Origin of the sequence: Anaerobutyricum hallii, from assembly GCF_900209925.1 — a bacterium.
Classification (GTDB): domain Bacteria; phylum Bacillota; class Clostridia; order Lachnospirales; family Lachnospiraceae; genus Anaerobutyricum; species Anaerobutyricum soehngenii.
Genome location: NZ_LT907978.1, coordinates 1,013,719 through 1,027,975 on the forward strand (window position 1 = coordinate 1,013,719; position 14,257 = coordinate 1,027,975).

The 14,257-nt window shown below is 38.1% G+C and carries 9 protein-coding genes; all 9 read left to right on the forward strand.

The window, feature by feature from the left end:
• Positions 1 to 26 precede the first annotated feature (26 nt).
• The 9 genes from frr to cls all read left to right on the forward strand — a co-directional run bounded on the left by frr (position 27) and on the right by cls (position 14,204).
• Entirely contained in the window at positions 27 to 572 is a 546-nt protein-coding gene (frr, locus tag EHLA_RS04650) for a ribosome recycling factor (protein WP_021907224.1), read from the forward strand.
• Between the two features lie 125 nt (positions 573 to 697).
• The gene (locus EHLA_RS04655; RefSeq protein WP_096241553.1) at positions 698 to 1,399 is read left to right on the forward strand and encodes an isoprenyl transferase; all 702 of its coding nucleotides are present in this window, start codon (positions 698 to 700) and stop codon (positions 1,397 to 1,399) included.
• A 14-nt stretch (positions 1,400 to 1,413) separates the two neighbouring features.
• Complete coding sequence (locus EHLA_RS04660) at positions 1,414 to 2,223, forward strand: phosphatidate cytidylyltransferase (RefSeq protein WP_096239490.1); 810 nt, start codon at positions 1,414 to 1,416, stop codon at positions 2,221 to 2,223.
• A complete protein-coding gene (locus EHLA_RS04665; protein ID WP_096239491.1) occupies positions 2,220 to 3,356 on the forward strand; it encodes a 1-deoxy-D-xylulose-5-phosphate reductoisomerase in 1,137 nt (378 codons plus the stop codon). Before EHLA_RS04660 ends, EHLA_RS04665 begins: the two co-directional genes overlap by 4 nt.
• 15 nt (positions 3,357 to 3,371) lie before the next feature.
• Positions 3,372 to 4,409 (forward strand): RIP metalloprotease RseP, encoded by a 1,038-nt coding sequence (rseP, locus tag EHLA_RS04670; protein WP_173854264.1) that lies wholly within the window; start codon positions 3,372 to 3,374, stop codon positions 4,407 to 4,409.
• A gap of 138 nt (positions 4,410 to 4,547) precedes the next feature.
• Positions 4,548 to 5,609: a flavodoxin-dependent (E)-4-hydroxy-3-methylbut-2-enyl-diphosphate synthase gene (gene ispG, locus EHLA_RS04675; RefSeq protein ID WP_096239492.1), complete on the forward strand. Its 1,062-nt coding sequence runs from the start codon at positions 4,548 to 4,550 to the stop codon at positions 5,607 to 5,609.
• Between the two features lie 3 nt (positions 5,610 to 5,612).
• A complete protein-coding gene (locus EHLA_RS04680) occupies positions 5,613 to 9,005 on the forward strand; it encodes a PD-(D/E)XK nuclease family protein (protein ID WP_096239493.1) in 3,393 nt (1,130 codons plus the stop codon).
• Between the two features lies 1 nt (position 9,006).
• Complete coding sequence (gene addA, locus EHLA_RS04685; protein WP_096239494.1) at positions 9,007 to 12,582, forward strand: helicase-exonuclease AddAB subunit AddA; 3,576 nt, start codon at positions 9,007 to 9,009, stop codon at positions 12,580 to 12,582.
• An 83-nt stretch (positions 12,583 to 12,665) separates the two neighbouring features.
• Entirely contained in the window at positions 12,666 to 14,204 is a 1,539-nt protein-coding gene (gene cls / locus EHLA_RS04690; RefSeq protein ID WP_096239495.1) for a cardiolipin synthase, read from the forward strand.
• The last annotated feature ends 53 nt before the right edge of the window (positions 14,205 to 14,257 follow it).

The following is a 14,257-nucleotide window of genomic DNA, read 5'->3' on the forward strand; positions in this document are numbered from 1 at the left end:
CAAAGTATAATGTAGGAGGACATATTATGATAAAGAAGTTTGAAGAGAAGATGCAGAAGTCTATTGAGAGTCTGGAGAGAGAGTATAACTCTATTCGTGCCGGAAGAGCGAATCCGCATGTATTAGATAAGATTAAGGTAGACTATTATGGAACCCCTACTCCATTACAGCAGGTTGGTAATGTTTCTGTTCCTGAACCAAGAATTATTACGATTCAGCCATGGGAGACTTCTCTTTTAAAGGCAATTGAGAAGGAGATTATGCAGTCTGATATCGGAATTAATCCTACGAATGATGGTAAGGTTATCCGTCTTGTGTTCCCTGAATTGACAGAGGAACGAAGAAAGGAACTTGTAAAGGACGTTAAGAAAAAGGGTGAGGCAGCGAAGGTTGCTATCCGTAATATCAGAAGAGATGCGAATGATACGCTTAAGAAGGCGAACAAGAATAATGAGATTACTGAGGATGAATTAAAAGATCAGCAGGATAAAGTACAGAAAGCTACAGATAAGCATATTAAGACAATCGATGGAATGATCGATAAGAAGTCTCAGGAGATTCTTACAGTATAGTATCATGGAAAGCAACCAGGCGGCCGGCGTGACTGGCTGTCTGGTTTTTCTTATGTGTTTCATTATAAGATTGGTTTAGAAGTTTGGAGGTTTACAGATAAGTGGAAAAGGAATTGAATGGAAAGATGCTTGTAATTCCGGAGCATGTGGCTATTATATTAGATGGAAATGGACGATGGGCCAAGAAACGTCTGATGCCTAGAAATTATGGACATTCCCAGGGGGCGAAGACAGTAGAACAGATCTGTGAAGATGCGTGGAATATCGGAATCAAGTATTTGACAGTATATGCATTTTCAACAGAAAACTGGAGACGTCCGGATAAGGAAGTAAAGGCATTGATGAGGCTTTTACGAAAGTATTTAAAAGATTGTATCGAAAGAACAGCAAAGAATAACATGCGGGTTCGTGTTATTGGAGAAAAGAGCCGTTTAGATGATGATATCAGGGCAGCAATTGATGAACTTGAAGAGGTTTCTGCAGCGAATACAGGACTTAATTTTACGATTGCGCTTAATTACGGAAGCAGGGATGAGATGGTAAGAGCAATGCGCCACATGGCACAGGATTGCAAAGAGGGAGCATTTTCTGTGGAAGAGATTACTGAAGAACGGTTTGCTTCTTATCTTGATACAAAGGATCTGCCAGATCCGGATCTGATGATTCGGACAAGTGGCGAACAGAGACTTTCTAACTGGCTGTTATGGCAGCTTGCCTATGCGGAATTCTATTTTACAGATGTACTCTGGCCGGATTTTGATAAGCAGGAATTAATACGGGCTGTAGAGTATTATAATACCAGAGAACGCCGTTTTGGCGGAGTCTGATAAGGAGGACAGCGATGTTTAAACAGAGATTGATCAGCGGAATTATTCTGGTGATTATTGCGTTTGTTACACTATATTATGGTGGCTTTCTTACATTTTTTGTAGTGGGAGCGATTTCTTTGATTGGTGTATTTGAGTTATTAAGAGTGATCCATATGGAGAAGTCTGCTCTTGGTGTCATAGTATACACAGGTAGTATATTATATTATTTGTTATTACTTCTTGGATTAGAGCAGTATATAATCCCGTTGGCATTACTGGTACTTATTATGCTGATAGCGGTATATGTGTTTACTTTTCCTAAATATGAGATTTCGAGTGTGGCGATTTCTTATTTTGCATTATTTTACGTTACAATAATGCTTTCCTGTATTTATCGAATCCGTATGCTTTCTGATGGTGCTTATATGGTAGTTCTTGTATTTTTAAGTGCCTGGGGTAATGATACACTGGCATATTGTGCCGGACGATTATTTGGAAAGCATAAGATGTCTCCAATATTAAGTCCGAAGAAGACAATAGAAGGTGCTGTAGGCGGGGTTATCGGAGCAGGTTTACTTGGCTGCCTTTATGGTTTGATCTCAAAGAATTTCCTGTCAGTTCATTATAACCTGATTATAGTATTTGGCATAGTATGTGCTGTAGGTGGTCTTATTAGTATCATTGGAGATTTAGGTGCTTCTGCGATTAAGAGAAATTATGATATCAAAGATTACAGTCATTTGATTCCGGGGCATGGAGGTATTTTGGATCGATTTGACAGTATTATATTTACGGCACCGATTATTTATTATATGTTAGTGATGGTGGTGGGATTAAAATGAAAAAGATAGCGATATTAGGTTCAACAGGTTCGATAGGAACACAGACGTTAGATGTAGTCAGAGCACATTCCGATGAGCTTGAAGTAGTAGCTCTTGCTGCCGGCAGTAATAAAGAACGACTGAAAGAGCAGATTCGAGAATTTCATCCGGAGTTAGTAAGCTTATCTGATGAGAGGAAGGCACAGGAGTTAAAAGAAGAACTTGCGGGTGAAGCGGTAGAAGTTGTCTGCGGAATGGATGGACTTATTGAAGTTGCTGGGATAGACAGTGCAGATGTCGTTGTGACAGCCGTTGTCGGTATGATGGGAATTTTACCGACGATGGAGGCAATCAGAAAGGGTAAGGATATTGCATTAGCAAACAAAGAGACACTTGTAACGGCAGGTCATCTGATCATTCCGATGGCAAGGGAATACGGTGTATCTATTCTTCCGGTGGACAGTGAGCATTCTGCAATATTCCAATGCCTTCAGGGAGAACCGAAGAAAGCGCTTGATAAGATTCTTCTTACTGCATCCGGCGGACCATTTCGCGGAAAGAACGCAGAATTTTTAGAGACCGTAACGCTTGAAGATGCGCTGAATCATCCGAACTGGTCTATGGGACCGAAAATTACGATTGATTCATCGACAATGGTGAATAAGGGTCTTGAAGTGATGGAGGCAAAGTGGCTTTTTGGCGTAGATTATTCTCAGATAGAAGTTGTTATCCAGCCACAGAGTATCATTCATTCAATGGTGCAGTATATTGACGGAGCAGTTATTGCGCAGCTTGGAACGCCGGATATGCGTGTTCCGATAGAATATGCGTTATTTTATCCAGAAAGAAGAAGTCTTCCGGGTGACAGACTGGATTTTTCAAAGTTATCTCAGATTACATTTGAGAAACCAGATTATAAAGTGTTTAGAGGATTATCTCTTGCAATTGAGGCTGGAAAGACAGGTGGAACAATGCCGACTGTTTTTAATGCAGCGAATGAGAGGGCGGTTGCAAAGTTTTTAAAAGGTGAGATAAAGTATACGGACATTGTCCGTTCTATTGAAAAGTGTATGGATGCTCACAAAGTATCTGCTCATCCTGATTTAGAAGAGATTCTTGCAACAGAGCAGTGGGTTTATTCCGTACTTCAGTAAAAGAAAGGAAAATTCATGCTGAAAATAATTCTTGCAATTGTTTTATTTAGTATTATTGTTATTTTTCATGAGTTGGGACATTTCCTGCTGGCAAAGAAAAACGGGATTTGTGTCGAAGAATTTGCGATTGGAATCGGACCAACTATTTTTGGAAAGCAGATAGGAGAGACCAAGTATTCCGTAAAGTGTCTTCCATTTGGCGGTTGTTGTGTTATGCTTGGAGAAGATGATGCCTGTCAGGACCCAAGAGCGTTTGGAAGCCAGTCACCACTTGCCAGATTCTCGGTAATATTTGCCGGACCGTTTTTTAACTTTATTCTGGCATTTGTTCTTGCATTATTTGTTGTTGGCTTCGGAGGGGCAGACCCTGCGATAGCAAGTGAAGTTCCAACAGATAGCGGAGCATATGAAGCAGGAATACGGGCAGGAGATCATATCGTAAAGTTAGATGGCTCACGAATCTATAATTTTCGCGAGATTTCTCTTTTTAACTATATGCATAATGACAAAGCAGATGTGAAAGTAACCTATGAAAGAGACGGAAAAAGAAAGACAGTCACGGTTACGCGAAAGAAAACAGAATCAGGAAGTTATGCTTTTGGAATTTCTAAGAAGGAAAGTACAAAAGAAGGTCTTTGGGGTACAGTAAAGTACAGTATTCTTGAGGTAAGGTATCAGATTAAATCTACCTTCCTCAGTCTTAAATATTTGATAACAGGACGTTTTAAACTGAACGATCTGTCCGGTCCGGTTGGAATCGTCAATATGATCGGAGACACCTATGAGCAGTCGATCGTGTATGGCATTAAGACGGTGGTATTAAGTCTTTTGAATTTTGCGATCATGCTGAGTGCTAATTTAGGTGTAATGAATCTTTTGCCGCTTCCGGCATTAGATGGAGGCCGATTGGTGTTTATTATCATTGAGATGATTCGAAGGAAGAAAGTACCTCCGGAGAAGGAGGGAATGGTTCATTTTGCCGGATTGGTTCTGTTGATGGCTTTGATGGTCATTGTCATGGCGAATGATATTAAAAATATATTTTTTATATAAATGAACAGACAGATAAACTTATACAGGTTTATTCTATATCGAATGTAAAGTGTAAGAAAGGAAAAGAGGCTGTTGCAGCTAAAGGTGCGGCAGGCTCTTTTCTGGCAAATATGTACGTTATAAAAAGGAGGAACTGCTGTGTACAGAGAACAAACAAAGGTAGTGAAAATTGGAAACAGGGTGATTGGTGGAGGAAATCCGATTCTGATTCAGTCTATGACGAATACGAAGACAGAAGATGTAGAGGCAACCGTAGCACAGATTCTTGAGTTAGAGGCAGCAGGATGTGATATTATTCGTTCTACGGTACCTACATTAGAAGCAGCAAAAGCACTTGGAGAAATTAAAAAAAGAATTCATATTCCAATCGTAGCAGATATTCATTTTGATTATCGTATGGCGATTGCAGCAATTGAGAATGGAGCAGATAAAATAAGAATCAATCCGGGAAATATCGGTTCTTCTGAAAGAGTAAAGGCAGTCGTTGATAAAGCAAAAGAATATAATGTGCCGATTCGTGTCGGAGTAAATAGTGGTTCATTAGAGAAACATATCATAGAAAAGTATGGAAAAGTGACTGCAGAGGGGCTTGTAGAGAGCGCACTTGATAAAGTGAAGATGATAGAAGATATGGGCTACGATAATCTTGTAGTAAGTATTAAGTCGTCCGATGTTTTAATGTGTGCCAGAGCGCATGAATTATTAGCGCCAAAGTGTCAGTATCCTCTTCATGTAGGCATCACCGAAGCAGGAACTTTGTTCCGCGGAAATATCAAATCAGCAATTGGTCTTGGTATTATTTTAAATCAGGGGATTGGGGATACGATTCGAGTTTCGCTTACGGGAGATCCGGTAAATGAAATTGCTTCAGCAAAGCAGATATTAAAAACACTCGGCCTTAGAAAAGGTGGAATCGAGGTAGTATCCTGTCCTACTTGTGGAAGAACGAATATTGATCTTATCGGACTGGCGAATGAAGTAGAGAAAATGGTAACAGAGTTTGATAGTTTAAATATTAAAGTAGCTGTTATGGGATGCGTTGTAAATGGTCCGGGAGAAGCCAAAGAGGCCGATATTGGAATTGCAGGTGGAAAGGGAGAAGGACTCCTTATCAAGAAAGGACAGGTAGTCCGGAAGATACCGGAAAGTGATCTGTTAGCTGTATTAAGAGAAGAACTCAGTAACTGGAACGAGGAATAGAGAATGGCGCTTAGATATATTACAGGAAGAAGTGGACAGGGAAAAACAGAATATCTGGTGCAGGAAGTGATCCGTCGTTCTATAGAGATTCCGGAAAAACAATATTATGTTATTGTACCGGAACAGTTCAGTCTGGAGATGCAGCGTAAAATAGTAAAGATGCATCCAAGACATGGATTTTTTAATATAGATGTACTAAGCTTTCATCGTCTGTCCTATCGTATTTTTGCAGAATGTAATTATCAGCCAAAAGAAATACTAGAAGATCTGGGCGTATCAATGATGCTTAGAAAGATTCTTTCAGAAGAGGAAGGGGATTTCCTTTATTTCAAAAAAAGCATGAAGAAGCCAGGTTTTATTGATGAACTAAAATCAATGCTTATGGAGTTTATTGGTTATGGTGTTTCATGGAAACAGGTGGAAGAAGTAACAAAGCAGTTAGACGAGAACAAATCTCTTTGTAATAAATGTGAAGAACTTGGAAGAATTTACGAGCATTTTGAAAAGGCAATAGAGGGAAGGTTTATGGTAACAGAACAGATTCTTGATATTGCCAGAGAATTTACAGAGAAGGCGCCGATGTTAAAGAATGCAGTCTTTTATTTTGACGGGTTTGCAGGATTTACACCGGTACAGATTTCTTTTTTAAGAGAATTGCTCAAGGTGGCTGCTCAGATTAATGTAACGGTGACGATTCCTGAATTTATTCCGGGACAAAAAGGACTGTCGGAAGATTTATTCAATGCCAGTAAGAAAACAGCAGATGCATTGCTGATGCTTTGTAAAGAAAATATGCAGGAAGTAGAAGAGATAGTTAATCTTAGAGAAAAAATCGCTCCTAGATTTATAAATAATCCGGAAGCAGCTTTTTTAGAACAACATTTATTCCAGAATAACAGAGAATCATATGATGATTTTCCAGAACGAATTCATATGACAGTATGCCGCAATCCTGATGGAGAAGCAGATTATGTTATGCATAAAATAGAACAGCTTGTGAGACAAAAAGGATATAGATATCGGGATTTTGCTGTTCTTTCCGGAGATGTTGCAGAATATGCATCTGCGTTTAAACGAAAGGCTGCAATCTTAAATATTCCGGTATTTGAAGATACGAAAAAAAAGGTATCCTATCATTCTGGAGTTGAGGCAGTAAGGTCACTATTCCATCTTGCACAGATGGACTATTCTTATGAGAGTGTTTTTCGTTATCTGAAGTCAGGAATGTCTGATCTTATGGATGAAGAAGCCGATTATCTGGAAAACTATGTTCTTTATGCAGGTATCAGAGGACTTTCTATGTGGAAAAAACCATTTGTCCGGCGCTTAAAGAACAAAGAGGAAGACATGATAAAGGAACTGCATACTTTGCAGGAACGTTTTATGAAAGAAACTGAGCATTTCTGTCAGGTAATGAGGGATAAAGAAGTTTCAGTAAAAGATAAAATGAAAGCGCTTTATTTGACAATGACGGAACTGGCTTTTGAAGAAAAGTTTTCTTACTGTGCACAAAAGGCAGAGGATGCAGGAGATTATGTAAAAGCAACAGAATACAGACAGTTATATGAATTATTGATTTCGCTGATAGATAAGATTGTCATGATTTTCGGGGAAGAGAAGATGACGATAAAAGAACTTGGAGAAATTATGGATGCCGGTTTGGACTCTCTGGGGCTTGGCGTTGTTCCGTTATCTATGGATCAGGTCGTGCTTGGAGATTTGAAACGATCTCGTCTGCATGAGATAAAAGTTTTGTTCATTACAGGGATGAATGACGGAAAGATTCCTCCGAATTTAGAAGATAGAGGAATCATTAGTGATGATGAAAAAGAACTTTTAAAGCAATATGGAATTACTCTGTCACAAAATCTTTTAGAGCAGTCGATGGAAGATGAGTTTTATATGTATATGGCATTTTCTAAGCCAACGGAAGAGCTCTATTTTTCCTATTCATTAACGGACAGTGACGGGACAGCACTTCGACCTTCTGTTCTTCAAAAGAATTTAACTTATCTTTTTCCAAAGCTGAATAGAAAGAAATATCCAGAGGAAGAAAAAAGATATTATTTTAATGAGGAAGATAGCAGAGAGTTTTTATTGCAGGGGCTTCTTCAAATGAAACACCATCCCGAACAAATAAAAAAGAATAAAGCCTTTCTTATGTTAGCAAATTATTGGGATCAGTATTCAGAAAAGAAAAAAGATCTGGAAAAATATGGACAGTATCTGGAAGAATCATATGAGGAACCAAAATTATCGGAAGATTTAATGGAAGAACTTTATGGGAAAGAAATTTCAGGCAGTGTAACCAGGCTGGAACGATTTGCTGCCTGTCCATATCAGTATTATTGTATTTATGGTCTGGAATTAAAAGAAAGAGAAGAATACAAAATTCGACCGATGGATTTGGGAAATCTTTTCCATAAGGCACTGGAAACTTTTTCAAAAAAGGTGAAGGAGTCAGACTATAGCTGGAAAACAATTCCGGAGAAGGTGCAGAATGAATATATTTCGGAAGCATTGCAAACTGCTATGGATGAGAATCTTGGTGATGTGTTTTACAGTTCTTCAAGAAATCAATATAAGATAAAGACGGTAGAGCGAATTATGAGAAGGACAATAGGAGTTCTTCGTGCACATTTAAAGAACAGTGAATTTGAACCGGATCGTTTTGAACTTCACTTTGGAAAGCAGGAGCGATTAAGAGAGGCTGAAGTGCCTCTTTCAAATGGACGGAAAATGTTTCTTTTAGGAACGATTGACAGGGTGGATGTCTGTGAAGAAGATGACAGGGTTCTTATGCGTGTGATCGACTATAAATCCGGTGCTAAAAAGTTTGAAATGGAAGATTTTTATTATGGACTGGAACTACAGTTGATTATTTATATGAATGCAGCAGAGGAGATATATCATAAAGAAACAGAGAAAGAAGTAACACCTGCCGGTGTGTTCTATTATCAGTTACAAGATCCTATCATTAAAGCAGATCATGCAGAGGAAGAGAGTCTGCTTAAAAATTTCCGCATGTCTGGAATGGCGAATAGTGATGGAGATATTTTAAATAAACTTGAGGCACCTGACGGTGACTTTCTGTCTATGCCGGTCCGTCTGAAAAAATCAGGGGAACCATATAAAAATTCTCCGGTAATGGGGACACAGGATTTTCATTATATGGGCGGGTATGCAAAAAGAAAAGCGGCTGAACTTGGAGGAAGGATTTATAAAGGAGAAATTCGTCCAAGACCGTACCGAAATAAAAAGGGAACAGCCTGCGATTATTGTCCGTTTGCCGATGTATGTGGATTTGATGTGAAATTGCCGGGATATGAATATCAGAGTTTTCAGAGTTTATCTGTAGAAGAAGTTTTAGAAAAAATAAGAGAGGAGGGAGAGTAAGATGAATTATACAAAAGAACAGGAACAGGCAATATTTCTGAGAGGGAAAAATATCATGGTATCTGCCGGAGCAGGAGCGGGAAAGACAAGAGTTCTTGTAAGTCGTATGGCAGAATTAATCATGGATAAAGAACATCCGATAGAAGCAGATCGTTTTCTTGTAATGACATTTACGAATGCAGCAGCGGCGGAAATGAAAGAACGTATCGGAACCGAATTAGAAGAACGCCTGGAAAAAGATCCGGATAATCTTTATCTTAGAAAACAGATAAGAAAGATCCGGCAGGCGGATATTTCAACAATACACAGTTTTTGTAATCATCTCATTCGGACACATTATAATGAGCTTGCGATAGATCCTTCCTTTCGAATTGGTGAAGAAGGGGAATTATTTCTGCTTCGTCAACAGGCAGTAGAACAGGTATTAGAGGAAGCATATGCCTCAGGAAGAGAAAGCTTTCTACAATTTGTTGAAGCATATGCGCCGGGAAAGAATGATACCGTTCTTGAAGAAATGATCGAAGATTTGTATCATTTTTCACGCAGTTTTCCTAATGCAGACGGCTGGTTTGAAAAGACAGGGAAAGAGGCAGCGATTCTTGCAGGAAAAGATGGCTGGGATACTTCTACCGCAGTGACTCTTCTTCTTTCCAAAGCACAAAAGGAAAGTTTACAAATACAGGAAGAACTGTATCAGCTCTTAGAGAGTGTCACTGAAGATGCTCCTGAAAAATATACAGGACTTCTTCAGGAGATAAAAGAATATATAAATTCTCTGACCCAAGCAAAAGATTACAATAGTTATTATAAAGTCTTATCTCAAAAATCTATTTCTTCTTTTCCAAGAGCAGCTAAAAAAGAAAAAGAGTGGGGATTATATGAAGAAGTAAAAGAGTTTCATCAGAAGGTAAGAGAACAGATCAATAGTCAGAAAGAGAATGTATTTACGGCACCGGCTGAAGAATTGCAGAGGGAAGCAGCAGTAATCTATCTTCTTTTAGAAGAATATATGGCTCTTACAAAGCGATTTGCAGAGATATATTTTTTGTGTAAAAAAGAAAAAAATGTTTATGATTTTGATGATCTAGAACATTTTGCATTAGAACTTTTAGTAGAATCTTATGATGAACAGGGAGCGGCACAGCCTTCAGAAACGGCAAAGGAATTATCAAAAAAGTATAAGATGATCTTTGTGGATGAATACCAGGATACAAATCTTGTACAGGAAACAATACTAGAAATGCTGTTGAATAAGAAACACAATTCACTATTTACTGTAGGGGATGTAAAACAGAGTATTTACCGTTTCAGACAGGCAAGACCAGATTTGTTTTTAAGAAGAAAAGACCAATATATATCGCAGGCTGATGCAGGAGTTTCTATTGAACTTCGGGATAATTTTCGAAGTGCACCGGGAGTATTGACATTCACAAACTATATTTTTTCGCAGTTGATGGAAAAAGAGTTTGGCGGGGTTGACTATAATGAAAAGACAGCACTTCGTCCGGGAGATGGTGGTTCGATGATGCAGGATGAAGAAACTTCGGAAATTTTATTTTTCCAAAAAGACAGTGCATCGGCACTGAAAGAAGTTCCGGAAGATATTTTGGCAGAAAGTGCGGTCATCTGTAAAAGAATCAAAGAATTAATTGAAGAAGGTTATCACTATGGGGATATGGTAATTTTGTTAAGATCCGGGGCAGGAAGAATGGAACCGATGGCTGAATTTTTAGAGCAAGAGGGAATCCCGGTAAGCTGTGATAATAAAACAGGGTATTTTCAGACAAGAGAAATTACAGTCATGTTGAATTATCTTTCTATTGTAGATAATATATATCAGGATATTCCGATGGCATCAGTCATGTTATCTTCTATTGGAAAATTTACAGAAGAAGAACTGGTGAAACTCCGGGTACTCATTGAAGAACCTGTGCGTGGGAAATATACGTTATATGACTTTATGCGTCTTTATATGCAGGAAGGAACAGAAGAAGAATTAAAGAAAAAGATTCGGGATTTTCTTATGGATCTGCTCTATTTCAGACAGCAAAAAAAGGAACAGCCGCTTAGCACATTGTTGTGGGATATTTACGAGAGGACAGGTTTTTATTATGATGTGCAGCTTATGCCGGATGGAGAAAAGAGAAAAGAAAATCTTTTAATGCTTCTAAAAAAAGCAGAAGATTATGAAAAAACGGTATTTAAAGGCCTGTTTTATTTTAATCGCTATATGAAGCAGCTTAAATCCTATGAAATCGAAATGGGAGAAGCCGGAACCAGTATGGAAGAGGAAGATGTCGTAAAGATTATGACGATTCATAAAAGCAAGGGGTTAGAATTTCCAGTAGTGTTTGTAAGCGGCTTGTCTAAAAAATTTAATCGTATGGATTTAAATAAGGCAGTTCTTTGCCATCCGGAACTTGGCATCGGAATGGAATGTGTGAATACAACACTACGGTTTCATCATCCATCATTGATGAAAAAAGCCATTCAGGAAAAAGTGTGGAAAGATACCCTTGAAGAAGAAATGAGAATTTTGTATGTTGCAATGACCAGAGCAAAGAGAAAGCTGATTCTTACAGGGGTGATAAAATCAGAAGAGTTAGAAGCTGGGATGCGGGCAAGTATACAGGCGCAAAAATGGCGTGCAGGAAGTATGATGGATTGGATTCTTCCGGTTATGGCAGAACAATTTCAAAACACAGATAAAATATGGCTGAAAGCACGATTATTTAGTTGGTCTGATATAGAAGAATTTTTTGATGCCAGAGAAAGAGAAGAAGCTGCATTTTCCTATCGGCATTTTATGGAGGAATACGTAGAAGGGCAGGACAGTTCTCTGATTAAGAAAGCTTTTTCTCATGTATATCCAAATATGGAAGCAACAAAGTGGAAGAGAAAGTATTCTGTTTCAGAGTTAAAATCCCTTTCGCAGATAACGCTTCCAAATGAAGAGAGTGTTGTGTATGAGCCGGACGAGGAAGAAAAGATCATCCCACAGTTTCTTAAAGAAGAACGAGAAGAAGTCGGTGGAGCGGCGAAGGGAACCATCGTTCATAAAATAATGGAAATGCTTCCATTTGCTAAAATTCAGACGAAAAAACAGCTTTTTGATTGGATTACTGACTTAGAACAGAATTATCCTGAATCAAAACAGATTTCCGCTAAGTGGCTGTATCGGGGAATAGAAGCATTTTTATTTTCGGAACAAGGCGAAAAAATACGCAAAATGGATGAGGCAGGTAAAGTAAAAAAAGAACTCCCATTTACAGTAGGGCTGCCGGTTTCTCTGATCAATCAGGACACAGAAGCAGAGGATACGGTTGTTGTACAGGGTGTGATAGATGCCTGTGCAGATATGGGGAATCATCTGTGTTTAATTGACTATAAGACAGACCAGATTAAAGAAGGGGAAGAGCAGCAGCTTCTTGACCGATACGGGAATCAGATGTTATATTATAAAGCAGCCCTTGAGCAGATTTTAGAAAAAAGAGTCAGTGAGATTTATTTATATTCTTTTTCATTGAAAAAGTTTATCTCAGTCGAGAAAATTCTCACTTCCATAAGTGGCGAGTAATTAATAAATTGGTCTTAGTGAGAATGCAATCCTCATGTGCGTTCTATTTGAAATACGTGAATTAGAGGAAAGAAGAGGAGAGAATGCGTAAATTTTTGAAATTTCTATCACAACGTATTGTTATTGTGACTTTTCTTATTTTTTTGCAGGTTTTATGGTTTGTTGGATTATTTCTTAAATTTACATCTTACAGTCAGTATATTACAGCTGCATTTAAAATACTTAGCATTTTAGTCGTTATATATATAATGAACCGGAGTGATAATCCGTCAGTGAAACTGGTGTGGGTTATTGTCATATTGTTATTTCCACTCTTTGGCGGGCTTTTATATCTTACAATAGGTGGAAAACAACCAATATCTTATCTTCGTAAAAAGTTAGAACCCATGATAGAAGAGAGCGAGAGGCATTTAAAAATTGACCCACAGATTGAAGAAGAATTGAAGCTTACAGACGGGAGTACAGCATCGCAGATTTATTATCTGGAACATCAGTCAGGCTTTCCAGCATATAAAGATTCAAAAGTAGATTATTATCCTTCTGGAGAAGAATGTTTTCGTATTATGGTTGAGGAACTGAAGAAAGCGCAGAAGTATATTTATCTGGAATACTTTATTATAGAAGAAGGGATTATGTGGAACACGATTCTTGATATTTTAGAGGAAAAAGTAAAGGCAGGAGTCGATGTAAGGGTTATGTATGATGATGTTGGATGTATTTTTAATCTTCCATCACATTATGCAGATTCTCTCCGCAAAAAAGGAATCAAGTGTGTAGTTTTTAACAGATATATTCCTGTTTTCTCTACCGTATTTAACAACAGAGATCATCGAAAAATTCTTGTAATTGATGGAAATGCTGCATTTACGGGTGGGATTAATTTTGCAGATGAATATATTAATGAAAAGCAGAGATTTGGTTACTGGAAAGATAATGGAGTGCGAATAACGGGAAAAGCGGTATACAGTATGATACAGATGTTTTTACAGATGTGGAATGCATTTGCACCGGAAAAAGAAAAGCTTGACTATGAGAAGTTTTCTTTGGAAGAGGTAGCGTTATTGCCGGAAAAAGAAAGGGGAATTGTTCTTCCCTACTCGGATCATCCCCTCGATTCAGAATTTGTAGGCGAGAGTGTATACATTAATCTGATCAACAGCGCACAGAAATATATTTATTTTTTCACACCGTATCTTATTATCGACAATGAAGTTGTTACGGCTTTGATCCTAGCAGCAAAGCGTGGGGTTGATGTAAGGATTATTACACCGGGAATACCTGATAAGAAGATGATCTTCCTTGTAACACAGTCTTATTATCCTCAGCTTGTAGAAGGAGGCGTAAAGATTTTTCAGTACAGACCGGGATTTGTTCATGCAAAGTGTGCTGTCTGTGATGATAAGATTGCAACAGTCGGAACAATTAATCTTGATTACCGCAGCTTATATCTACATTTTGAAAATGGGCTTTTCTTATATGATTGTGATACAGTCATGGCTATTAAGCAGGACATATTAGATACGTTAGAAGACTGTAACCACATTACAGAAGAAATGTGCAAAAAAAATATGTTTTTTTTATTGCTACAGGGAATTTTGCGGATTTTTGCTCCGTTATTATAAAATGTACTCACAAAATCAAGCACATAAAGATTCCGAGAGCACATTAAAGATTC

Excerpts from the sequence above, each read along its gene's own strand:
- addA (WP_096239494.1), top strand. The coding sequence starts at position 9,007 with ATGAATTATACAAAAGAACAGGAACAGGCAATATTTCTGAGAGGGAAA.
- cls (WP_096239495.1), top strand. The coding sequence starts at position 12,666 with ATGCGTAAATTTTTGAAATTTCTATCACAACGTATTGTTATTGTGACT.
- frr (WP_021907224.1), top strand. The coding sequence starts at position 27 with ATGATAAAGAAGTTTGAAGAGAAGATGCAGAAGTCTATTGAGAGTCTG.
- rseP (WP_173854264.1), top strand. The coding sequence starts at position 3,372 with ATGCTGAAAATAATTCTTGCAATTGTTTTATTTAGTATTATTGTTATT.
- EHLA_RS04655 (WP_096241553.1), top strand. The coding sequence starts at position 698 with ATGCTTGTAATTCCGGAGCATGTGGCTATTATATTAGATGGAAATGGA.
- EHLA_RS04680 (WP_096239493.1), top strand. The coding sequence starts at position 5,613 with ATGGCGCTTAGATATATTACAGGAAGAAGTGGACAGGGAAAAACAGAA.
- EHLA_RS04665 (WP_096239491.1), top strand. The coding sequence starts at position 2,220 with ATGAAAAAGATAGCGATATTAGGTTCAACAGGTTCGATAGGAACACAG.
- EHLA_RS04660 (WP_096239490.1), top strand. The coding sequence starts at position 1,414 with ATGTTTAAACAGAGATTGATCAGCGGAATTATTCTGGTGATTATTGCG.